Raw genomic sequence first — 21,008 nt, 5'->3', positions numbered from 1 at the left:
TTCGGTGTAACTCCCGATCACGGAAGACGCATCGATAACCAGGCAGAGCGTGACTCGAGAAGGGCGCTGCGCCGCCAGCGGCCGTGGTTGCCCGGTGGGGGGAAGGGAAGGGGACCAGGGAGGGAAGACCGCACCGCACAGTGGCGTGTATGTGTGCATACTCCCCTGGAAGCTCGCAGTTCAGACTGCTCCTGGTGATGCCGAGTCACCAACTCGTGCGAAAAGGAGCCGAGCGGGGGCTCCGTGTATGGTCGGTATGGGATCCGTCGCAGCTGGAGGCCGACTTCGCGCGGCGCGTCAAAGAGGTATCCGAGGAGCTGCTGCTCACCGATTTCAGCGACGAGACCGGACTGCGTGAGACCATCGCGCGGACAGCGCGGCGCAATGGCATCGACGCTGTGCTGCACTGTGGATACGGCAGTTCTGTCCTGCCGGTGGCCCGGGAGGCATGGCATCTGGGTCTGTCTCCGAACCCCCCGGCAGTATACGAACGGCTCCAGTGCTGCGAAGGGGAAGGCTGGGCCCCCACCGAGGCTCCCAGGGTGACCGTCGAGACGCTGACCGTGAACGGGACCCATCACGTCGTGGGGATGACAGCTCAACGCACCACGGGCCCACCGCACTTCATCGTGACGGGCTACCTCCATCCGGCGCCGTTGACCGACGACGAACAAGGGATCATCTCGGCGGCGGTCGATGAGCGACTGACGGCGAGCGGATACCGGTTCGGCCCGGCTCACACAGAGGTGGCGCTGCTGCCCCACGGGCCGCGGATCGTGTCCTGCCGCGCGCACCTGGGCGCCGACCGTATCCCCCTCCTCGTCGAGATCGCGCGTGGGTTCGACCTGGAGGCGGCGGTCTTCACGTGTCTCCTGGGCGGCCGCCCGGTCGTGCCGAAGGCTTCCCAGTACGCGGAGGTCGGTTTCTTCCTGCTGCCCGAAGGGCGGCTGGAGACATACACCGGCATGGAAGACATCGCCGTGACCCCATGGGTCCGTGGAGCCCGCTTCCCGTACACGGTCGGCGACCGAGTCGCGGCAGTCGGTGATCCGCTCGCCCGGCGTGCCTATGTCGTCGTCGAGGGGAGCACACCGGAGGTCACCCGCGAACGAGTCGCCAAGGCGCGACAGGACCTTGTCGCCGATATTTGGCCAGCTGCCCGGTGACGCGCGCCGGGTAATTGTGTTTTCCTTCTGCGCGAGGCGAAGGCGCGAGGGGGCGAGACGTGGGATCCAACATGCCTGGTGCATGTGCCCCGCGAAACGATCTACCCTCTGTGGCGTGTGTCCCATCTCATCGCTGACGGGGGAGGATAAGGTGCGGGCCGCAACATCGAGCCATATTGAAGACGACACAGTTCCCAGACCGGAATTCTCCGTTCTGGGATCGTTGGAAGTCCGCAGCGGCAGCGAACACATATTGGTCAACGGGGCTCTGCAACGGCGCGTTCTCGTGATGCTGCTCCTGGAGGCGGGGCGCGTCGTGCCTGTATCCCGTCTGGTGGCGGCCGCTTGGAGCGACAAACCGCCGGACAGCGCCGAGCACCAGGTGCGCAAGACGGTTGCCAAACTGCGCAGCCGCATTCCGCACGGGCCCGACATCATCGTCACCGACGGACCCGGATACCGCGCGGTCGTCGACACCGAGCAACTCGATCTGCTGCGCTACCAGAAGCTGCTCAGGCAGGCCAGGGCGGCACTGGAGGCGGGGGAGACCGAGCGGGCCACGGCACAGTTGCGGGAGGCGCTGGCGCTGTGGCGAGGGCCCGTGCTGTCCGGTTCCGGCGGCCGTGTGGTCGACGCCGCCTCGACGGCTCTGGAGGAGCAGCGGCTGGCCGCCGCCGAGCAGCTCTACGATCTGTGCATCGAGGCGGGCGAGGCCACCGAGATCACGGCTGAGCTGCGTGTCCTCGTCGACGAGCATCCGCTGCGGGAGACGCTGCGCAGCCGCCTGATGCTCGCTCTCTACCACTCCGGCCAACAGGCCTCCGCGCTCGACGAGTTCGCCCGTACCCGAGAGCATCTTACGGACGAACTGGGCATCGACCCCGGCGCGGAGCTGACCGGACTGCACGAACGCATCCTGCGCCAGGACCCGTCGCTCACCCGCCCGGAACGCGCAGTGCCCCGTGCTGCGCACCAGGTGGCGGAGGCTCCGCACGTGCTGCCGTTCGACGTGCCCGACTTCTCCGGCCGCAGCTCCGAGTTGGAGTGGGTCTGCGACGCGGCCGGGCGTGCCCTGGAGGGGGCACCGACGGTCCTCGCCCTCGACGGCATGGGCGGCGGCGGCAAGACGGCACTGGCCATCCGCGCCGCCCATCAACTGACCGAGCGGTATCCGGACGGCAGTCTCTTCATCGACCTGCACGGCTTCACACCGGGCCAGACGCCGCTCAGCGCGTTCCAGGCGCAGGGGGACCTGCTCGCCGCCGTCGGTATCACCAGCGAGGAGCTGCCTACGGTGCCGGCGGGACGCGCCGCGCGGTGGCAGTCGTACATGCGAGGCCGTCGCATGCTCCTGGTCCTGGACAATGTCGCCGCCTCGGAGCAGGTGCGGGAGCTGATTCCAGCCTCGTCCGACAGCCTGGTCCTGATCACCAGCCGCCCGCGGCTGACCGGATTGGACGGAGCCGAGTGGCTCTCCCTGGGCGCCCTTCGGGAGCCGGAGAGCTACCAGATCCTGCGGAACACCCTCGGTGCCGAACGCGTGGAGAGGGAGCCGGTCGCGGCTCGTGAGCTGCTGCGGCTGTGCGGAGGACTGCCGCTGGCGGTCCGGATCGCCGCCGCCCGGCTCGCGAACCGCCCGCAGTGGACCGTCCAGCGACTCGTCGATCGGCTGCGGGACCACGACCGGCGCCTGGACGAACTCACCAGCGAGGGACGGGGAGTGGCGGGCGCACTGCTGCTGTCGTACCAGTCCATGCCCCCGGAACAACGAACGGCCTTCCGGCTGCTGGGGCACCACCCCGGACGCTATCTGGATGCCGAGGAGGCCGCCGCACTGCTGGACACCGATGTGCTGGCGGCTGAGGACTTGCTGGAAGAACTGGTGGACGTAAGGCTGTTGGAGGCCAGGGAGCCGGGGGTGTACGCGCTGCACGACCTGGTGCGCAGCTTCGTGCAGCGGGTCGCGCAGAGCCAGAAGGCGCCGCAGGACGGGCAGGCGGTGCGGCGACTGCTGGACCACTACCTGGTCACGGCGGAACGTGCCTGCGACACGCTGTTCCCGGGACGGCGCCACTTCGGAGACGTCGACGAAAGACGTTGGGAACGCCACCAGTTCGACCACAAGGACAAGGCGCTCCAGTGGCTCGACCAGCACCGCGAGAGTCTGCTGGCGGCGGTGGACGCCGCCTACCACGAGGGACTGCTGTGGCACGCTGCGCGGCTGCCGCGTGAGTTGGGCTTTCATTCCAGCATCCGCGCCTACGACGACAGTGCGAACGCGGCGTTGGAGAAGGGGGTCAGCGCGTCGCGACAGCTCGGGGACCGGTCGTTGACCCGGCTGAACCTGATGAATCTGGCCATGGGCAAGTGGCGGCTTGGGCAGTTGGGCGAGGCCGTCGCCCGGCTGGAGGAAGCCGTGGACCTGTCCCGGCAGATCGACGATGTGCAGAGCGAGGCGGAGTGCCGGGCCCGGCTGGGACAGGCGTGCAACAGCATGGGAGAGCTGGAACGCGCGCTGCAGTTGTGCCAGGAGGCCAACGCGCGAGCGCAGGAACTCGGCTTCACCCGACTCGACGGCTCATCGCTGAGCACGCTCAGTCTGGTCCAGGTGCGGTTGGGGCTGTTCCACGAGGCGGCGGCATCGGCGGAGAGGGCGGTGGCCATCTTCGACTCGATCAAGGAGATACAGCTCTCCGTGGACGCGCTGAGCAATCTCTCCCAGGCGATCGAGCGCCTCGGCCGCTTCGAGGAGGCGCTCGCCTGGGCCGACGCGGCGCTGGAGCGGTGCCAGCGCATGAGCATGCCCTCGGTGTTGCCGCTCGTACTCGCCCGCAGAGCCGATGTGTTGGAGCGCATGGGAGAGCTGGACGAGGCCGTGGAAAGCGCCGACCACGCACTCGCCAAGGCCACCAGCAGCACCGACGACATCCACCGTGCCGCCGTGCACCTCTCGGTGGGGCGCGTGCGGTACGCGCAGGGGGACCTGGACACGGCGCGGGCTCAACAGCTGCTGGCCCACGAGATCGCCTGCCGAATGGAGTTGCGCTACGACGAGGCCTGCGCGCTGTGGGGCCTCGGCCGTACCGCCGAGGCCCAGGGAGACTCGCAGCTGGCCCAGCAGCACCGCTCGGCGGCGGACAACCTCTTCTCCCTCATGAAAGTGCCGAAGAACGCACGCTGAGCCCGCAGGTCTGGCGGCCTACGAGCAGGGGGATCGGGCGGGTGTCCGGAGGGGAACGGGCCGGGAAGGCAGCTCGAGAACATCGGTGGAGTCGAAACGGCCTTTCTCTCCAAAGGAGTTCTCCCATGCGCTTCGCCCCTCTCGCCGCCGCCTCCGTCATCGCTCTTGGGGCGCTCCTGGTGGGATTCACGGCCTCCTCCGACGCCGCCGCGCCGGGGACGGCCCAGCAGCGCACCGTCGCCATCGCCTCTGTGCCGGACCTGACCGTCTCCGGGACGGACAACAACGGCAACGGCTGAGCGGGTGGGCCGAAACCACTGGTTGTGGCCCACCCGCTCAGCCATCTGGACGAGTCACTGCTCTGGGGCGAGCCTCGCGATATCGGGGCGCCGCGATCCCGTTCGGGACAGCGCTTTCGGAGGCTGCGAAGCGCGAGCAAGACTCACCGTGGTCATCCCGCCACCCATGTTCCCGGGGGCACCTATTTCTCGCCATCTTGTTTGAAATATCTCGCTTGCTGTCGCCCTGCTCGTCGGTTCCGCCGACGCCTCGGCCGCCGGGATCGCGGCCGACCGGGCCATTGCGTCCGGTTACCTCCGAATCGGTGGCAGAGGGGCGGGGCACGGCGACCGCCGCCGGCGCTCCGGCCAGCAATGAGCTACGGAACCGGCCCCGTCTTCGAGGAGAAGTCGCATGACGACGACCGCGTACCCCACAGCGCAGGACATCGAGAGCGGCGCCGCGGAACGGCTGCTGGCGCTGCGTGACGGAGACTTCGGTAGCCTGCCGATGGCATGGGTGCCGCTCGACGACTTGACCGTGAGCGCCTCGCCCCGCCTCGACGGGCAGGACAGTGTGCACGTCCGTGCCCTCGCCGATACCGAGGCCGCGCTGCCCGCGATCCTGGTGCACCGGCCCGACATGCGGGTCATCGACGGAACGCACCGGCTGCTCGCCGCGCGGCTCGCCGGGCGGAAGGACATCGCCGTCCGCTTCTTCTCCGGTTCTGAGGAAGAAGCGTTTCTGCTCTCCGTGGCCTGCAATATCGTACATGGAAAGCCCTTGTCGCTCGCCGACCGTGTCGCCGCGGCCGCGCGGCTGCTCGACGATCATCCGCGCTGGTCGGACCGGTGTGTGGCCTCGGTCGTCGGGTTGTCCGCGCACAAGGTGGCCGAGGTCCGCCGCAGCAGCGATGGCCCGGCGGCGCAGGGCATCAGCCGGATCGGCCAGGACGGGCGGGTACGGCCCCTCAATGCGGCGGAGGGCCGTCGGCTGGCCTGCGAGATCATCACGCGGGAGCCGCAGGCCTCGCTGCGCCAGATCGCCAGGCAGGCCGGGATTTCCCCGGCCACCGTCGCCGACGTGCGCGAACGTATGCAGCGCGGGGTCGATCCGGTGCCCGACCGGCAGCGGGGGGCGGTGTCCGGAGCCGGTGACGACGCCGGTGCGCGTGGTGTGCCGGGGCGTGAGCCGGAGACGGTGTCCTTCGAGAAGCTCCTCGCCCTGTCCGAGACGCTGCGCAAGGACCCCTCGCTGCGGTTCAACGAGGTGGGGCGGCTCGCGCTCCGGCTCTTCGACGCCTGCGCGGTGTTCGTCCGGCAGCAGCACGCGGTTACCGCCCAGGTGCCGCCCCACTGCAAGCGGCCGATGGCCGAACTCCTCACCTCCTACGCCCGCCTTTGGCAGTCGTACGCGGACGAACTGTCCAGGGACGCTGTACCGTTGAGCCGCGCTCTGTGAGCGCTGGCCGTCCAACCGCACGGCATCCGCGGTTGGACAGGACGCCACCGGGATGGCAGACGATGGGCGCCACGCGCCGCGGGCATCCCGCAACACCTTCCTCGGCCATCCCCGTTGTCCCCCCTTTGGCCATCGCCGACCCAGGAGACCCGGAGGCCCCCGAGCCCCCCGGAGTCCTCGCGCCCGACCCGCAGCCTCTCCTCCCCCCCCGACCCCGGAGACTGGACGATGACCGCGCAGGACGCCTGGAGCAGCCCGGCCACTCGTTCGCCGGGCGGCCGGCAGCGCAGTGATTGGACGGTCGTGCCATTGAGGCGGCCCCTGGCCCGGGTCCGGTTGTACTGTCTGCCCTGGGCCGGAGCCGGGGCGGTGAGTTTTCGCGACTGGGCTCGGGGACTTCCGGAGTGGGTGGAGGTCGTTGCCGTGGCGCTGCCGGGGCGGGAGCGGCGGCTGGCCGAGCCCGCGCTGGACTGTGTCCGCGGGGTCGCCGACCGGCTCGCGCCCGTGCTGCTCGCGGATGCCGGCGAGTTGCCCCAGGCCCTGTTCGGGCACAGCCTTGGCGCGCTGGTGGCGCACGAGACGGCGCTGCGTCTCACCGAGGCCGGCGCCGGACCCGAACTGCTTGTGGTCTCCGGCTCCCGCGCCCCTCATCTGCCGGTGCGCGGCGGGGAGTTGCACCGGCTGCCGGACGACGCGTCCTTCTTGCGGGCGCTGCGCCAGCTCCAGCCGTCCGGCAACGCGGTCCTGGACCACCCCGAGCTGGCGTCCCTGCTGCTGCCCGCGCTCCTAGCGGACTTCACCGCCGCCGAGACCCACCACCGTCCCGCGCGGGCCGACCTCGCCTGCCCGGTCACCGCGCTGTACGGCACCGACGACCCCCTCGCCCTTCGGTCGGACCTGGAGGCCTGGGGGCGCTGCACCACCGGCGGCCACTCGGTTCACGAGGTCCCCGGCGGCCACCTGTTCGTGATGACGCACCAGCGACGGGTACTGACCCTGGTCACGGACGCGCTGCGGCGCTCCGGCCGGAAACACGAGCACCACGACGAGAGAGGAACTACATGAGTGCATCCGGCGGGGTGCGGGTCTCCATCCTGCGAAACCGCGACTTCTCGCTGCTCCTGAGCGGACAGCTCATCTCCAGCCTGGGCAACCAGATGCAGCTGTTCGCGCTGCCGCTGGTGGTGCTGGCCATCTCTGGCACGCCCACGCAGGCCGGTCTGGTGATGGGCCTGAACACCGTCTCGTTCATCGTGTTCGGCCTGGTCTCCGGCGCGCTGGTGGACCGGTGGAACCGCAAGGTCACCATGATCTGGTGCGAGATCGGCCGGGGCCTGCTGGTTCTCAGCGTCGTAGTCGCCCTGTGGAACGACCACCTGACCATGACCCAGCTCTACCTCGTGGCCCTGGCCAGCGGCATCCTCGCCACCTTCTTCCAGGTCGCCAACACCGCCGCGCTGCCCAACGTCGTCGACGCGTCCCAACTCCCCACCGTGCTCGGCTTCTTCCAGTCGATGTCCAACACGCTGCGCATCGTGGGCGCCTCGATCGCGGGCGCGCTCTACGGGCTGGGCCGAGTCGTCCCCTTCCTCGTGGACGGGATCTCCTTCCTCGTCTCCGCGGCCTCCTTGCGGTTCATCCGCACCGAGTTCCAGCAGGAGCGTGAGGACGGCGAGGAGCGCCGGCCGCTGACGGCGCGCGCGCTGACACAGGAGATCCGCGACGGGGTCGGCTGGGTCTGGCGCCAGCCCGTGATCCGCTTCCTGACCTTCGTGCAGGCCGCCGACAACCTGCGCTATGGCGCCGGATACCTCGTCATCATCATGCTGGCGAAGGGCGTGGGCGCCGACTCCACCGAGATCGGCCTCATCTTCAGCGGTGCAGCCGTGGGCGCTCTGGTGGGCGCCGCGCTCTCGAACCGGATCATCAAGCACTTCCCGCTCGGCCGGATCGCGGTGGTCACCATGACCGTCGTGGCGCTGGCCTTCCCGCTGTACGCCCTGGCCCCCAACCCACTGCTGCTGGGCCTGGTGGCGGCCCTGGAGTCGCTGGTCCGGCCCGTCTACATGGTGGCGCTGACCAGCTACCAGCTGTCCATCACACCGGACGCCATCCAGGGCCGGGTCACCAGCGCCGTCTCCACGCTCGTCTTCGGCGCGATGTCCATCGGCACCATGGCCGGCGGCGCCCTGGTCGCCGCGCTGGGCGGTGACCACACGGTCCTGCTGTTCTCGGCCTACCTGCTGTTGCTCGCCCTGGTGACCGCCGGCAACCGCGCCGTACGCCGGGCGCCCCGGGTGGGCGAGGCACAGCCCGTCGGGGAGGAGCCGGTCACCGCGGGCGGTTGAGCCCCGGGCCCGACGACGAAGGCGCCCTCCCGCAGGCCGGGAGCGGCGCCTCCGTCTTGTGCCTGTCCGAGTCCTCGGGGCCTCAGAAGCGCTGCATGACGTGCTTGATGCGGGTGTACGCCTCGAAGCCGTACGCCGACAGGTCCTTGCCGTAGCCCGAGTCCTTGAACCCGCCGTGCGGCATCTCGGAGGGGAAGCCGAGGTGGGTGTTGATCCAGACGCAGCCGTGGTCGAGGGCCTGGCTCAGGCGCAGGGCGCGGGCGCCGTCCCTGGTCCACACGGCGGAGGCGAGCCCCTTGGAGACACCGTTGGCGAGCCGTATCGCCTCCTCCTCGTCGGTGAACCGCTGCACGGTGATCACCGGGCCGAAGACCTCCTCGTGGGTGATCTCGTCGTCCTGGCGCACGTCGGCGACGACCGTGGGGGCGAAGAAGTAGCCGCTGTCGCCCACGCGGTGGCCACCGGTGAGCACGCGCGCGTGCTCGGGCAGCCGGTGCAGGAACCCGGAGACGCGCTCCAGTTGGTCGGCGTTGTTCAGCGGCCCGTACAGCGCGCCCTCGTCGGAGGGCGGGCCGGTGCGCACCGCGCTGGCCGCCTCGGCCAGGCGCTCGGTGAACTCGTCGTAGACCTCGTCGGCGGCCAGCACCCGGGAGGCGGCGGTGCAGTCCTGTCCGGAGTTGGCGAAGCCGCCGGTGATGATCGTCTCGACGGCGGCGTCCAGGTCGGCGTCCGCGCACACGATCACCGGTGTCTTGCCACCGAGTTCGAGGTGCAGCCGCTTGAGTCCGTCCGCCGCCGACCGGGCCACCTCGCGGCCCGCGCCGACCGAACCGGTCAGCGACACCATCGCCGGGACGGGGTGCTCCACCATCAGGCGGCCCGTGTCGTCGCCGCCGCAGATCACGTTCAGCACGCCCGGCGGCAGGAACTGTGCGGCCAGCTCCGCCAGCAGCAGTGCGCTGGTGGGGGTGGAGGGGGCGGGCTTGAGGACCACCGTGTTGCCGGCCGCGATCGCCGGGGCCGACTTCAGTACGGCCATCAGCAGCGGGAAGTTCCAGGGGGCGAGCTGCGCGCACACACCGACCGGCTCGCGGCGGACGTACGAGGTGTGGTCGGCCGCGTACTCGCCGGCCGCCGTGCCGTTCAGCAGCCGGGCGGCACCGGCGAAAAACCGCAGCTGGTCCACCATCAGCGGCACCTCGCCGGCCGCGGCGGCGCTGCCGGTGTCCCGCAGCTCGGCCTCGGCGAACTCGGCGGTCCGCGCCCTGAGCGCGTCGGCCAGCGCCAGCAGGGCCTCCTGGCGCTCGGCGGGCAGGGTGCGTCGCCAGGAGACGAAGGCCCGCTCGGCTGCCCGCATCGCCTCCTCGACCTCGGCCGGGCCGGAGGCGCAGGTACGGGCCCGCACCTCGCCCGTGCACGGGTCGACGACGTCGACCACGGCGTCTGTGGCGGCCGGGGCGGGCTTGCCGTCAATGAAGTTGTCGCGCGTCTCGATCGCGTGGGGCATGGTTCTCCTTCGGACAGGCCCCCAGAGAGGGGAGCGAGGGGGGCGGCGGCCGTCCCGGTGACCGGACGGCCGCCTGCGGAAACGTCCGGGCGTCAGCGGCTGGCGGCTGGGCCCTGAGGGTCGACGAGCAGCGAGGTGAGGCCGTGGAAGCCGAGGTTGTTGTTCCAGTTGAGGTCCGGCGAGGTGACGCGGAGACGCGGGAAGCGCCGGTAGAGCGAGGCGAGGGCGATCCGGGTGGACTGGCGGACCAGCGGGTCGCCGAAACACAGGTGCCGGCCGGCGCCGAAGGTGAGGTGGCGGTTGGGCTCCGGCCGGGTCAGCCACAGCTCGTCGGGCCGCTCGAAGAAGGTCGCGTCCCGGTTGGCGGAGGCCACGTACAGCAGCATCGGCTGGCCGGCCCGGATCAGCACCTCCTGCCCGGACTGAGTCGGCACGACGATGTCGTCGGCCGCGACCCGCCCCACGAACTGCACCGGCGTGCAGAAGCGCAGCAGCTCCTCGATGGCCGGTCCGACGGTGTCGGGGCGCAGCAGCAGCTGCCGTTCCGCGAGCGGGCGGCTCTCCATCGCGTGCACGCTGTTGCCGATCAGGTAGCGGATGGAGGCCACGCCGGCGAACAGCAGCAGCGCCGCTTGGGCCACCACGTCCTCCTCGGAGAAGCGGTGCCCGTGGACCTCCATCACCCGCAGCTGGTGCAGCAGACCGGACTGCCGCTCGGAGTGCCTGCGGCACTCGTCGGAGGCGAGGAACTCGGTCAGCTCCCCGGTGCTGCGCTGGGTGCGCTCCAGGTGCTCCACCGAGACCTGCGTCGAGCCGAAGAGGTGCGCGATGTCGTCCGTCCACCGGTTCAGCTCGGCGTGCGCCTCCACCGGGACGCCGAGGACGTCGGCGATGACCATGGCGGGCAGCGGGAAGGAGAACTCTGACATCAGGTCGAAGCCGCCCGGGTCCACGGAGTCCAGCAGCCCGTCGACGAGTCCCTGGATACGGGGCTCCAGCGCAGCGTCGGTGAACGGCTTGTAACTCCGGTTGGCCTGACGGCGGTTGCGGGTGTGCTCCTGCCCGTCGTGGAAGGCGAGCCAGCGTTCGTAGACCGAAATCATGTCGGAGAACCGGCACCGCTGTTCCGGCGGCAGAAATCGCAGCGGAACGTCGGCGCGGGCGTTGGAGAGCCGCTCGTCCTTCATCAGGTTCAGGCAGTCCGCGTAGCCGAAGAAGAGCCACGCACCGCCGAAGATTCGTTCCGAGAGATAGGCGGGGCTCTGCGCCCGCATCTTCTCGTAGAAGGAAAAAGGATCCGGTATGTATTCGAACTCGTTGTGCGTGAATTCGGCGGCGGAGAGGGGGAGCTCGGGAACGACAGTCACGCTGGCCTCCAGGGAATTCCGGTTCCGTCCGGTTGTCCGGGTGGAGTGGAACAGAAACTCCGGACGGCACACAAGAGATGAACACCGGCCCGTGAACAGCGTGTTCAGAAATACAGTCTGGTCGCCTCGCTGGCGCCGACTTACATTCGGCAAGTTACTCGACTTAGGAGGTGTTGTATGACCGAGGCGCCCGAATGGGAATCGGTGCAGCGGCGGTACCGGATCGACCGCCGCGCCTACGTCGACGACGACGTGCTCGACCGCGAGTACCGACGCGTCTTCCGCCGCAGCTGGCAACTGCTCGGGTTCGCCTCGGAGCTGCCGGACCCGGGCGACTACGTGGTGCGCCGGATGGGGAACGACGGCGTGATCGTCACCCGTGACGAACACGGCGAGTTCCACGTCCTGCTCAACTCCTGCAGCCACCGCGGCACCCAACTGTGCCGGGCCACCTTCGGCAACGCCGCCCACTACCGATGCAGTTACCACGGCTGGACCTTCGCCAACGACGGCCGGCTGGTGGGCGTCCCCGGCATCCGGGCAAGCTATCCGCGCGACTTCCGCAAGGAGTGCTACGACCTGCCGTCCGCCCGCGTCGAGTGCTACCGAGGCTTCGTCTTCGCTACCTGGGACACCGGCATTCCCGAACTCGCCGACTACCTGGGCGACTTCCGATGGTACCTGGACGCCATGCTCGACCTCGCAGGCGGCGAGTGGGAGGTGTACGGTCCCCCGCAGCGGTCGGTCATGACCGGCAACTGGAAGGTCGTCACCGACAACTTCGCCGGCGACGGCTACCACATGCAGACCACCCACCAGTCCGCCTTCGACATGGGCATCTACGGCGACACCCTGGCCGGCGGCACCCTGGGCCGCGGCGCCCTGGACCTGCTCGCCGTCAACATGGGGACCGACGAGGGACACACGCTGCGCGCCGGGTACGTGGTCACCAAGGGCGAGGAGTCCCTGGCCGGCCGCGATCTGTCGCACCCCGTCTACATCGGGTATCCGCGCGAGGTGTGGGACGCCTTCTCGGCCGCCCAGACCCCGGAGCAGATCCGCTTCAACTCGCACTGCGAGGTGGCCCACGGCGTGGTCTTCCCCAACGCCGCCTTCCTCAGCGTCTCCCACGACAACGCCATCGGCCGCCCCTCCGACCCGCTGACCCGGTACGTGGTGTGGCGGGTACACAACCCGATCGACGCGCGGCACACCGAGTGCACGTACTGGACGCTCGTGCCCAAGGCGATGAGCGAGGAGTGGAAGCAGCGCTCGTACGCCTACCAGGCCCGATCCCAGTCGGCCGGCGGAATCCTCTTCGAGATGGACGACTTCGAGAACTTCTCCCGCATCGACGCCGCGATGGGCGGGGACCACGTCGACTCGGCCCTCACCGACTTCACCCTCGGCCTGGGGCTCGGCGCGACCGCGGCCGACTTCCCCGGGCCGGGCAGCGCGCAGTACATCACGCTCTCCGAGCACAACCAGCGTGCCTTCTATCGCCGTTGGTCCGACCTGATGGGAGACGAGGAGCGATGACCGATATCGTCACGCACCCGGAGGCGGCGGCCACGGTGGCCGAACCGCTTTGCCAGGCACCCGAGTTGGAGCCGTTTCCCGGCCGCGGTGCCCGGCGCGCCGACCTCGACGCGGAGCTGACGGCGTTCTACACCGAGGAGTCCGCCGCCCTGGACGAGGGCCGCGCCGACGACTGGCTGGCGCTGCTCGCCGAGCCCTTCGTCTACCAGGTCCCGGTCCCACTGCTGCGAGAGGACCCGGCCCTGCCCCGGCACAGCGAGCGCGCCATGCTCTTCGAGGCCACCAAGAAGATCTTCGCCATGAAGCTGGGCCGCGCCGGCCTCCAGCACGCCTGGTCGGACCGCCCCGCCGCGGCCACCCGGCACTTCGTTGGCGCGGTCCGGGTTTTCGCGCTCGACCGGCCCCGGCTGCTGCGCGTCGACTGCAACGTCCTCGCCACCCTCGCCCGCGGGCACGAGACCGCACTGGCCGTGGCCGCCCGCCACGACGTCGTGGTCCGCGGTTCCGACGGTCTGCGGCTGCTGCGGCGCCGGGTGCTGCTGGACGCCGAGGTGTCGACTCACGCCCAGCTGTCCCTCATCTTCTGAGTTCCCCCGTTTTCCGAGTCCCTCGTCTTCTGAGTCCCTCGTCTTCATGATCGGAGGCGGCCATGGATGGCCTCGCCTGGGACACCGCGCAGCCACGGGAGTCCGTGCTGTGCCGCATCGTCTGCGAATCGGCCGCTGTCACCGTGGCCGTACGCCGCACCGGGAACGGTGCCCGCCTGCAACTCACTTCGGAGCGCTCCGGGCTGCGGGTCCTGCTGGACGCCACCGTGTTGGACGCCCTGTGCGCGCTCACCCCGGACCGGGCCGCGGAACTGGTCCGTGCCAGCACCGAGCGCGTCACGGAGGTGCCGGTATGAAGCCCGCCGAGTTCCTCTACCACGCGCCAACCACCCTGGAGCACGCCCTGGACCTGCTCGCCGACACCGGGCCCGGCGCCGTCCCACTGGCCGGCGGGCAGAGCCTGGTGCCGCAGCTCAATGCCCGCCACCGGCGCCCCTCGGCGGTGATCGACCTGGGCGGGGTGCCCGGTCTTGACACGGTCGCCGCAAGCCCTGCGGGCGTGCGGATCGGGGCGCGGACCCGGCTGGCCGCCGTGGTGCACGACCCCCTCGTCCGCCGTCGGCTGCCGGTGCTCTCCCGGGCCGCCGAGAGCGTCGCCCACCACACCGTCCGGCAGCGGGCCACACTGGGCGGCAGCCTCTGCCACGCCGACCCGGCCGCCGAACTACCCGCCGCCGCACTCGCGTTGGACGCACACCTCGTCCTGGTCTCCCGGGTCGGCGGCGAACGTACCGTACGGGCAGCCGAGTTCTTCACCGGCCGCCACCGCACGGCCCTGCGCGCCGGTGAACTCCTCGTCGCCGTCGAGTTCCCGCCCACCCCCGGTTTCCGCTTCGCGTTCGACGAGGTCACCCGCCGGGGTGCCGCCGGTTTCCCCCTGGTGGCCCTCTGCCTGGGCGTCACCACGGAACGCGGCGTGGTCACCGCGGCCCGGCTCGCGGCGGCCGGCGTCGCCGAGACACCGGTGCGGCCGGCCGCCGTCGAGGACGCCCTGTGCGGATTGCGTCTGGACGGCGACCTGGGCCCCGCGCTCGACGCGGTCGGCACCGCCGTACGACCGCGCGCCGACCAGCACGGTGACGCCCGCTACCGGACCGCTCTGCTGCGCGCGCTGGTACGCCGCTGCGCCGCGCTCCTGGTTCACGGGAAGGCCGATGATGACTGAGCTGACCGAATTCACCGCTCCGACCGGACCTGCGGTACGGACGCGCGACCTCACCATGACCGTCAACGGCGCCCGACGCACCGCAGCCGCCGAGGACCGTACCCTGCTCAGCGACCACCTGCGCCGCGGCCTCGGCCTCACCGGCACGCACGCGGGCTGCGAACAGGGCGTCTGCGGGGCGTGCACGGTTCTCGTGGACGACGTGCCCGTGCGGTCCTGCCTCATGCTGGCCGTGCAGGCCGAGGGGCGTTCGGTGCGCACGGTCGAGGGTCTGGAGGACGAGTCGAACGGAGAACTGTCGCCGCTGCAACGGGAGTTCCTCGACCATCACGGCCTCCAGTGCGGCTTCTGCACCCCCGGTCTGCTGATGAGCCTCGCCCACGCCGAGGAGGCGGGACTCACCGAGCAGCAGGTCACCACCACCGTGCTGCCCGGTCATCTGTGTCGGTGCACCGGCTACGGCGGTATCCGCGCCGCCGTCGCGTGCCACTGGAAACGCCGTGCTGCCTCGGGTGACCAGGAGGCGGGCCATGAGTGACGCCTGGGTCGGCCGCCGGGTGCCGAGCAGCCGCAGCGCGCGGTTGCTGCGCGGCCGCGGCCGCTTCGTCGACGACATCGAGGCGTCCGGGGTACTGTACGCGGCCGTCGTCCGCAGCCCCGTCGCGCACGGCAGGATCCTGGAGTGGGACGCCGCCGACGCGCTAGCGCTGCCGGGGACCCGGCTGGCCCTGGGGCCACAGGAGATCGAGCGGCTCACGGACCCGCTGCCCACCGTGTGGACGCTGCCCGGTCAGAACCCCGACCGGGTGCTCCTCGCCGACGACACCGTGCGCTACGTCGGGCAGGCGGTCGGCGTGGTGGTGGCCGGCAGCAGGGCGCAGGCGGAGGACGCGGCCGAGCGGGTACGGCTGCGGATCGACCCGCTGCCCGTCGCCGTCACCGTGGAGGCGGCGCTCGCCCCGGACGCGCCCCTGCTGCACGCCTGCAGCCGGTCCAACCTCGCCGGCACGGTCGCCTTCGGCGACCCTGTAGCGGAGATCGACGCGGTCGTCGCCCGCGCCGCGTACGTGGTCAGCCGCAACCTGGCCGTGCAGCGGGTCAGCCACAGCCCTCTGGAGTCGCGCGGGGTGCTCGCCGAATGGCTGCCGGGCCAGGAGAGCCTGACGGTGTGGAGCAGCACCCAGTCCCCGCACGCGGTCCGCCAGGAGCTGGCGGCCGCGCTGCGGCTGCGCGTCGACCAGATCCGTGTGGTCGCCCCCGACGTCGGCGGGTCCTTCGGCGGGAAGGTGATGCTCTACCCCGACGAGGCCATGGTCTGTCTCGCCTCGGTCGTCCTCGGCCGGCCCGTGCGCTGGACCGAGGACCGAGCGGAGAACCTGACCTCCTCCTACCAGGGCCGCGGCCAGTCGGCGGTGGCCCGGCTGGCGCTGGACGAGGACGGCCGCTTCCTCGCCCTGGACGCCCACATCACCGGCGACCTGGGCGCTTTCTCCGTGCAGGCAGGCTCCGGGCCGTTCCAGGTGACGGGCATGACCCTGGAGGGCCCCTACCGGTTCGAGCGGGCCGGCGCGGTGGTGGACGCCGTGTACACCAACACCGTGCCGACGGGCGCCTATCGGGGCTACGGCATGCAAGAGGCGGCCTGGATCAGGGAACGGCTCATCGACGAGGCGGCCCGCGAACTTCGTCTGGATGCCGTCGAGTTGAGGCTGCGAAACCTCCTCGGCCCGCACGAGCTGCCGTACGTCACCCGCACGGGGCTCACCTACGACAACGGCGACTACCCCGCCGCGCTGCGCCGGGCCGCCGAGTTGGCCAGAAGCCGCTCCCGGCCCTCCGAGGGCACCGTGAGCCGGGGCACCGGGGTGACCGCCAGCGTGGAGATCACCGGGTTCGCGCCGTCCGCGCTGCTCGGCATGTTCGGCATCGACTGGGCCGGCTGGGAGGGCGCCCGCGTCCGGGTAAACCAGGACGGCACGGTCACCGCCTTCTCCGGGGTGATCTCCATCGGGCAGGGCATCGAGACAGCCCTCGCCCAGATCGTCGCCGACCGGCTGGGCGTGCCTCTGACCTGGATCAGCGTGCGGCTCGGCGACACTGACGTCACTCCATACTCGGACCTGACCTCGCAGGCCAGCCGCTCGGTGACGTTGGCCGGTGGCGCGCTGGTGCGGGCCTGCGAGCGGATGCGCGAGCGGATACGGGCGCTGGCCGCCCGGCGGCTCGACGCGGATCCGGCCGACGTGACACTGGACCTCGGGCCCGGTGCCGCGTCGAGCCCGGACAAGGCCATGTTCCGTGTAGTGGGAGGGAGCTCGGCCGTCAGCTGGCGGGAGGTGGCACACCGGGCCTGGAAGGGGTGGGACCGGGGTCCGGACGAGGAACGCATCCAGTTGGAGGAGAGCGCCGACTTCGACCCGCCCGCCCTGACCTTCGCCTACGGCGTGCACGCAGCGGCGGTCGCCGTGGACAGGGAGACCGGGAAGGTGACCGTCGAGGACTACTGGACGGTCCACGACAGTGGAGTGCTGGTCAACCCGGCGTTCGCGGACGGCCAGATCACCGGCGGTGTCGCCCAGGGGATCGGCCTCGCCCTGCTGGAGGAGGTCCACCACGACCCCGTGGACGGACGGCCCCTCGCCGCCGGGTACCAGGACTACGTCCTGCCCACCTTCGGTGACGTCCCCCCGGTGTCGGTCGAGCACCTGTGCACCCCGAGCGAAGTGGTCCCCGGCGGCTTCAAGGGGCTCGGGGAGGGGGGCGCCATCCCGCCGCCCGCGACCATCGCAGCCGCCGTCGCCAACGCGGTGCCGGCGATCGCCGGGTCCCTGAACCGCACGCCCCTGTCACCGGCCGTGCTGTGGGCGGCACTTGACGACGCGAAGGAGGCGCCGTGAACGTCGTGAATTCCGCGACCCCTGCGACCCCTGCAACCCCCGAGGTCCCCGCTGCCTCCGCGGCCCCGGTCACCGTCCGCCAGGCGGTCTTCGACCTGCTCCGCGGCCACGGCGTGGACACCGTCTTCGGCAACCCCGGCTCGACCGAACTGCCCATGTTCCGCGACTTCCCGGCCGACTTCCGTTACGTGCTCGGCCTCCAGGAGTCCGTGGTCGTGGCCATGGCCGACGGCCACGCCCAGGCGACCCGCAGGCTCGCCGTGGTCAACCTGCACTCGGCCGCCGGCGTCGGACACGCCATGGGCAGCCTGTACACGGCCGCGAAGACACGGGCCCCGCTGGTCGTGATCGCGGGCCAGCAGAGCAGGTCGCTGCTGCACGGGGAGCCGTATCTGCTCAACGAGGACCCCGGTCTCCTGGCCAGTCCGCACGTGAAGTGGAGCCGGGAACCGGCCCGTCCCGAGGACGTCCCGGCCGCGATCGCCCGTGCCTGCCACCTGGCGCTGACCCCGCCGATGGGTCCGGTCATGGTCTCGGTGCCCGCCGACGACTGGGACCGGCCCGCGTCGCCGGTCGCCCCACGCAAGGTCGGCACGGTGCTGAACGCCGACCCTGAGCTGCTCGCCGAGACGGGCCGCGCCCTGGCCGGGGCCCGCTCGCCGGCGTTCGTGGTGGGCGCCGAGGTCGACCGCGAGCAGGCGCTGGACGATGTCGTCGAGCTGGCCGAGGCGCACGGTGCCCGGGTCTGGGCCGCACCGATGTCCCACCGCTGCTCGTTCCCGGAAAGGCATCCTCTCTTCGCGGGATTTCTGCCGCCGGTGCGCGAAGGCGTCGTTGCCGAACTCGCAGGGCACGACCTGGTGCTGGTCCTCGGCGCGCCGGCCTTCACCTACCACGTGCCGGGTGAGGGACCGTTCTTGTCGCCGGGCACCCGCCTGTACCAGTTCACTGACGACGCCCAGCGGGCCGCCTGGACGCCCGAGGGCGTCTCCGTCCTCACCAGCGTTCGCCCGGCCGTCCGGCAGATCCTCGCCGCCCACGGCCCCGACCGGCCGCGATCCCGCCCCGCGCCGCGCCGCCCCGCCGAACGGGTCACCGTGACAGGGCCGTATGTCACTCCGTCGTACCTCGTCCAGACGCTGGCCGACCTGCGGCCCAAGGGCAGCGTCATCGTCGAGGAAGCCCCGAGCACCCGGCCCGTGATGTGCGAGCACCTGCCCAACGACGGCCCGGACAGCTTCTTCACGACGGCCGGCGGCGCGCTCGGCTACGGCCTGCCCGCCGCCGTCGGGATGGCGCTGGCCCGGCCCGACCGTCAGGTGATCGCGGTCCTCGGGGACGGTTCCGCCATGTACGCGATACAGGCGCTGTGGTCGGCGGCCCGGTTGGGGGTGCGGCTCGTCGTCGTCGTCGTGGACAACGGCGGATACGCCACCGTCGACTCCTTCGCCCGCCGCTTCGGCATCGACAAACCGTCGGGCACGGAACTGGGCGGCCTCGACTTCCCGGGACTGGCGGCGGCCCAGGGCTGCTCGGGCGAACAGGTGACCAGGCCGGAGGCACTCGGCCAGGCGCTGCGCAGGGCCTTCGAGTCACCGCTTCCGTACGTCGTCTCGGTCGTCGTACGGCAGTGAGCCAGTGCGGCAGTGAGCCAGTGCAGCGGAAGGCCGGTCACCAGGGGTGACCGGCCTTCCGGCGGCTGTGCGGCCGGGTGAGGGTGCGGTTCAGCGCACGGCCAGGCCCCCGTCCGGCCGCAGCACCTCGCCGGTCATGCCCGAGGCCGCCTCCGAGGCCAGGAAGCGGTAGAGGCCAGCGAGCCGGACGGGGTCCAGGACCACGCCGAGGGGGTTGAGGTCCCGTATCGCGCGGGCGATCTCCTCGGGCCTGTCGTACACCGCGCGGTCGTCCGTCTCGCCGACGGCGGCCCGCAGGCCCGTGAGGACGCCGCCGGGGGCCACCGCGTTGACCCGGACCCGCGGGGCCAGGTCGGCGGCGAGGTGGCGGACCAGGCCGAGCGCGGCGTGTTTGGTGACCGCGTAGGCCACGCCGGCGCCGTTGCCACGGACCAGGAAGGAGGCGTCGGAGAGGGTGAACACCATGGAGCCGCCGGACGACCTGAGCTCGTCGGCAGCGGCGCGGGCGCCGAGCAGATAGCCGAGGACGTTGACCTCCCAGAGACGCTGCATGAGGACGCCGAGCTCGGCGCCCGGCAGATCGAGCAGAGTCGTCCCGGCGTCGTGGATGCCGGCGTTGCCCACGAACACGCCCAGTCCCCCGTGGAGTTGGACGACTGTGGCCACCGCCCGTTCGTTGTCCGCGGCGCGGCGCACGTCTCCGCCGACGAAGGTCACTCCGTCCGGGAACCTGTCCGCGGGCTCCTCGCGGTCCAGTACGACGACGGGGTCGCCGTGCGCGGCGAACTCCTCCGCCACGGCCCGCCCGATACCGGACGAGCCCCCCGTCACCAGCACGGCGCCCGCACCCGTACCCCGCCCCGGTCCGGGCCCCGCCCCCCAGCTCATACCGGCGGGGGCGTCCACAGCCCCGGGTCGGGAAGGCCGCACAGCGCCGCCGAGACCAGCTCGTCGCGGGGGTTGGCGGTGCCCCACTGGTCGGTGGTCTGGGCGTTCGCCGGATGCACCTGGGGCGTCCAGGCCCGGTCGTCGTGGATCATCTGGGCCGCGGTCGTGTACTCCAGGACGAACCGCGAGGAAGGGTCCTGGAAGTAGGAGAAGGTGTTGTTGCCGACCCCGTGCCGGCCCGGACCCCACAGCGGGGCCACACCGTCCCGCATCAGCCTCCCGGTGGCCCGCATGAACGCGTCGAGGCCGTTCACCTCGAAGGCCACGTGATTGAGCGAGACGTGCGGCGCGCGGGTGAAGGCGATGATGTGGTGCGCCGGGCCGACCCGCAGGAAGCACATGATGTCCTCCACCCAGTCGGAGACCCGGAAGCCCAGCACCGACTCGTAGAAGGCGCGGGCCCGTTGCAGGTCCCGGGTGTTCAGCACAACGTGGCTGATGGCCAGCGGACGGCTCTCCAGCTCCTCGACCGGCCGGAACACCCGGTCCTCGACCTCGGCCGACACCTCGACCACCCGGCCGTCGCAGTCCAGGAACCGCACCGCGTACCCGCCGCCGAGATCCTGCCTCGGCGCGGGATCGCCGAGCAGCTTCCCCTCCGGATTCCGGGCCACCCGCGCGGCGATCCGGTCCACGGCCCCGGCCGACTCCGCGCCGAGGCAGAGCAAGTCCATCCGCGGGTCGGGCGTGACCCGCAGCCGCAGCACATGGCTCTCGGCGCAGCCCGCCCCGAGATAGAGCAGACCGTCCTCCGTGCGGACGGCTTCCAACTGCCAGCGTTTCTCGTAGAACTCGCGGGCTTGACGGAGGTCGGGAACTCCCAGCCCGACACTGCGCACATGCGTGATCACCGGTGCTCCTCTCGGAGAAAGGAAAGGGGAGATCAGCAACGTAACTCCGAATGCGGA

At 71.1% G+C, this 21,008-nt stretch carries 17 protein-coding genes; 13 read left to right on the top strand and 4 right to left on the bottom strand.

Annotated features, from left to right (window positions below; genetic code table 11):
* The first annotated feature begins 197 nt into the window (after nucleotides 1-197).
* From AB0D74_RS03520 to AB0D74_RS03495, 6 genes are all read left to right on the top strand, one after another.
* Nucleotides 198-1,166, top strand: coding sequence for a phosphoribosylglycinamide synthetase (locus AB0D74_RS03520; protein ID WP_362580176.1), 969 nt, complete (start codon nucleotides 198-200; stop codon nucleotides 1,164-1,166).
* A gap of 151 nt (nucleotides 1,167-1,317) precedes the next feature.
* Nucleotides 1,318-4,347: a BTAD domain-containing putative transcriptional regulator gene (locus AB0D74_RS03515; protein ID WP_362580078.1), complete on the top strand. Its 3,030-nt coding sequence runs from the start codon at nucleotides 1,318-1,320 to the stop codon at nucleotides 4,345-4,347.
* 125 nt (nucleotides 4,348-4,472) lie between these two features.
* Nucleotides 4,473-4,646, top strand: a complete 174-nt coding sequence (locus AB0D74_RS03510; protein ID WP_362580075.1) for a hypothetical protein — start codon at nucleotides 4,473-4,475, stop codon at nucleotides 4,644-4,646.
* Nucleotides 4,647-5,040: 394 nt separating this feature from the next.
* On the top strand, nucleotides 5,041-6,087 hold the full coding sequence (locus AB0D74_RS03505; protein WP_362580072.1) for a transcriptional regulator: 1,047 nt from the start codon (nucleotides 5,041-5,043) through the stop codon (nucleotides 6,085-6,087).
* Nucleotides 6,088-6,315: 228 nt separating this feature from the next.
* A complete protein-coding gene (locus AB0D74_RS03500) occupies nucleotides 6,316-7,152 on the top strand; it encodes a thioesterase domain-containing protein (protein WP_362580069.1) in 837 nt (278 codons plus the stop codon).
* Nucleotides 7,149-8,435, top strand: coding sequence for an MFS transporter (locus AB0D74_RS03495; RefSeq protein WP_362580066.1), 1,287 nt, complete (start codon nucleotides 7,149-7,151; stop codon nucleotides 8,433-8,435). Before AB0D74_RS03500 ends, AB0D74_RS03495 begins: the two co-directional genes overlap by 4 nt.
* Nucleotides 8,436-8,517: 82 nt before the next feature.
* On the opposite strand, the gene AB0D74_RS03490 is transcribed toward AB0D74_RS03495, so the two are convergent.
* Both AB0D74_RS03490 and AB0D74_RS03485 read right to left on the bottom strand, forming a co-directional pair.
* Nucleotides 8,518-9,942 carry an aminobutyraldehyde dehydrogenase gene (locus tag AB0D74_RS03490; protein WP_362580064.1) on the bottom strand — a complete coding sequence of 475 codons (1,425 nt, stop codon included), beginning with the start codon at nucleotides 9,940-9,942 and terminating at the stop codon, nucleotides 8,518-8,520.
* 92 nt (nucleotides 9,943-10,034) lie between these two features.
* Nucleotides 10,035-11,309 carry a cytochrome P450 gene (locus tag AB0D74_RS03485; protein WP_362580061.1) on the bottom strand — a complete coding sequence of 425 codons (1,275 nt, stop codon included), beginning with the start codon at nucleotides 11,307-11,309 and terminating at the stop codon, nucleotides 10,035-10,037.
* A 177-nt stretch (nucleotides 11,310-11,486) separates the two neighbouring features.
* Here AB0D74_RS03485 and AB0D74_RS03480 point away from each other — a divergent pair, with 177 nt between their 5' ends.
* The 7 genes from AB0D74_RS03480 (at nucleotide 11,487) to mdlC (ending at nucleotide 19,152) form a co-directional block, all read left to right on the top strand.
* On the top strand, nucleotides 11,487-12,848 hold the full coding sequence (locus AB0D74_RS03480; protein WP_362580059.1) for a Rieske 2Fe-2S domain-containing protein: 1,362 nt from the start codon (nucleotides 11,487-11,489) through the stop codon (nucleotides 12,846-12,848).
* Nucleotides 12,845-13,435 carry an aromatic-ring-hydroxylating dioxygenase subunit beta gene (locus tag AB0D74_RS03475; protein ID WP_362580056.1) on the top strand — a complete coding sequence of 197 codons (591 nt, stop codon included), beginning with the start codon at nucleotides 12,845-12,847 and terminating at the stop codon, nucleotides 13,433-13,435. The genes AB0D74_RS03480 and AB0D74_RS03475 overlap by 4 nt, the downstream gene beginning before the upstream one ends.
* A gap of 62 nt (nucleotides 13,436-13,497) precedes the next feature.
* On the top strand, nucleotides 13,498-13,752 hold the full coding sequence (locus AB0D74_RS03470; protein WP_362580053.1) for a hypothetical protein: 255 nt from the start codon (nucleotides 13,498-13,500) through the stop codon (nucleotides 13,750-13,752).
* Nucleotides 13,749-14,621 (top strand): FAD binding domain-containing protein, encoded by an 873-nt coding sequence (locus AB0D74_RS03465; RefSeq protein WP_362580051.1) that lies wholly within the window; start codon nucleotides 13,749-13,751, stop codon nucleotides 14,619-14,621. Before AB0D74_RS03470 ends, AB0D74_RS03465 begins: the two co-directional genes overlap by 4 nt.
* Complete coding sequence (locus AB0D74_RS03460; protein WP_362580048.1) at nucleotides 14,611-15,159, top strand: (2Fe-2S)-binding protein; 549 nt, start codon at nucleotides 14,611-14,613, stop codon at nucleotides 15,157-15,159. Before AB0D74_RS03465 ends, AB0D74_RS03460 begins: the two co-directional genes overlap by 11 nt.
* The gene (locus AB0D74_RS03455) at nucleotides 15,152-17,518 is read left to right on the top strand and encodes a xanthine dehydrogenase family protein molybdopterin-binding subunit (RefSeq protein WP_362580045.1); all 2,367 of its coding nucleotides are present in this window, start codon (nucleotides 15,152-15,154) and stop codon (nucleotides 17,516-17,518) included. Before AB0D74_RS03460 ends, AB0D74_RS03455 begins: the two co-directional genes overlap by 8 nt.
* Nucleotides 17,515-19,152: a benzoylformate decarboxylase gene (gene mdlC, locus AB0D74_RS03450; protein ID WP_362580043.1), complete on the top strand. Its 1,638-nt coding sequence runs from the start codon at nucleotides 17,515-17,517 to the stop codon at nucleotides 19,150-19,152. Before AB0D74_RS03455 ends, mdlC begins: the two co-directional genes overlap by 4 nt.
* Before the next feature lie 90 nt (nucleotides 19,153-19,242).
* Here mdlC and AB0D74_RS03445 read toward each other — a convergent pair whose 3' ends face one another.
* Both AB0D74_RS03445 and AB0D74_RS03440 read right to left on the bottom strand, forming a co-directional pair.
* Complete coding sequence (locus AB0D74_RS03445) at nucleotides 19,243-19,989, bottom strand: SDR family oxidoreductase (RefSeq protein WP_362580040.1); 747 nt, start codon at nucleotides 19,987-19,989, stop codon at nucleotides 19,243-19,245.
* A 47-nt stretch (nucleotides 19,990-20,036) separates the two neighbouring features.
* Complete coding sequence (locus AB0D74_RS03440; protein WP_362580038.1) at nucleotides 20,037-20,951, bottom strand: VOC family protein; 915 nt, start codon at nucleotides 20,949-20,951, stop codon at nucleotides 20,037-20,039.
* Between the last annotated feature and the right edge of the window lie 57 nt (nucleotides 20,952-21,008).

Origin of the sequence: Streptomyces sp. NPDC048278 (assembly GCF_040652195.1) — a bacterium.
Classification (GTDB): domain Bacteria; phylum Actinomycetota; class Actinomycetes; order Streptomycetales; family Streptomycetaceae; genus Streptomyces.
Note: the sequence above shows the minus strand (reverse complement) of the source record. Positions and strands in the feature narration are given on the sequence as shown.

What these genes read in the sequence shown, in the direction of transcription:
- AB0D74_RS03510 (WP_362580075.1), top strand. Translation starts at nt 4,473, where the DNA reads ATGCGCTTCGCCCCTCTCGCCGCCGCCTCCGTCATCGCTCTTGGGGCG.
- AB0D74_RS03520 (WP_362580176.1), top strand. Translation starts at nt 198, where the DNA reads ATGCCGAGTCACCAACTCGTGCGAAAAGGAGCCGAGCGGGGGCTCCGT.
- AB0D74_RS03495 (WP_362580066.1), top strand. Translation starts at nt 7,149, where the DNA reads ATGAGTGCATCCGGCGGGGTGCGGGTCTCCATCCTGCGAAACCGCGAC.
- AB0D74_RS03490 (WP_362580064.1), bottom strand. Translation starts at nt 9,942, where the DNA reads ATGCCCCACGCGATCGAGACGCGCGACAACTTCATTGACGGCAAGCCC.
- AB0D74_RS03475 (WP_362580056.1), top strand. Translation starts at nt 12,845, where the DNA reads ATGACCGATATCGTCACGCACCCGGAGGCGGCGGCCACGGTGGCCGAA.
- AB0D74_RS03505 (WP_362580072.1), top strand. Translation starts at nt 5,041, where the DNA reads ATGACGACGACCGCGTACCCCACAGCGCAGGACATCGAGAGCGGCGCC.
- AB0D74_RS03500 (WP_362580069.1), top strand. Translation starts at nt 6,316, where the DNA reads ATGACCGCGCAGGACGCCTGGAGCAGCCCGGCCACTCGTTCGCCGGGC.
- AB0D74_RS03455 (WP_362580045.1), top strand. Translation starts at nt 15,152, where the DNA reads ATGAGTGACGCCTGGGTCGGCCGCCGGGTGCCGAGCAGCCGCAGCGCG.
- AB0D74_RS03480 (WP_362580059.1), top strand. Translation starts at nt 11,487, where the DNA reads ATGACCGAGGCGCCCGAATGGGAATCGGTGCAGCGGCGGTACCGGATC.
- AB0D74_RS03460 (WP_362580048.1), top strand. Translation starts at nt 14,611, where the DNA reads ATGATGACTGAGCTGACCGAATTCACCGCTCCGACCGGACCTGCGGTA.
- AB0D74_RS03465 (WP_362580051.1), top strand. Translation starts at nt 13,749, where the DNA reads ATGAAGCCCGCCGAGTTCCTCTACCACGCGCCAACCACCCTGGAGCAC.
- AB0D74_RS03470 (WP_362580053.1), top strand. Translation starts at nt 13,498, where the DNA reads ATGGATGGCCTCGCCTGGGACACCGCGCAGCCACGGGAGTCCGTGCTG.